Origin of the sequence: Gordonia sp. UBA7860 (assembly GCF_002500165.1) — a bacterium.
Taxonomy (GTDB): Bacteria; Actinomycetota; Actinomycetes; order Mycobacteriales; family Mycobacteriaceae; genus Gordonia; species Gordonia sputi.
On record NZ_DLSO01000093.1, the window covers coordinates 615 to 1,035 of the forward strand.

The 421-nt window shown below is 63.4% G+C and carries 2 protein-coding genes; one reads left to right on the top strand and one right to left on the bottom strand.

Translation table 11 applies throughout. From position 1 onward, the window contains the following. Positions 1-247: TetR/AcrR family transcriptional regulator (locus B3T59_RS24505; RefSeq protein ID WP_349681969.1), on the bottom strand; the 247-nt coding region annotated here is incomplete at its 3' end. On the opposite strand from B3T59_RS24505, the gene B3T59_RS12280 reads away from it, so the two are divergent. Then, on the top strand, positions 163-421 hold a 259-nt coding region (locus B3T59_RS12280; protein WP_287003591.1), incomplete at its 3' end, for a hypothetical protein. The two genes, B3T59_RS24505 and B3T59_RS12280, sit on opposite strands and share 85 nt — an antisense overlap.

Genomic DNA, 421 nt, shown 5'->3' on the forward strand with positions numbered 1-421 from the left:
CTTCGACGAGGCGCTTCTCCATGTAGCGCTCGTGGGCGTCGGCGAACAGCCGTTCCTTGGTGCCGAAGTGGTGGACGATGGTGCCCTTGCTGATGCCCAATTCGTCGGCGATGGATCCGAAATTGGTGCCGTCATACCCCGACTCCGCCACGTGGCGAATGAATGCGTCCCGAATCTCGTCACGGCTACTCGGGCGCGCGTTCGCTGTCGAGCGCCGTTTACTCGTCGAAACCGATTCCGTCACCACCTCAGTTTGCCCTCCCCCTCGCCCACGCGGGCAGCCGCGCCAAGGTCGCGCCCGCGTCCGCGTCGAATTCCGCCCGACCAATCGGGGCTCACTGGGGCTCAGACCTGTTCACCATCCAACGACGCAGCCAGATGTGTGTCGTATCGAAAGAGTTGGGTGCTGCAGCACCCACAT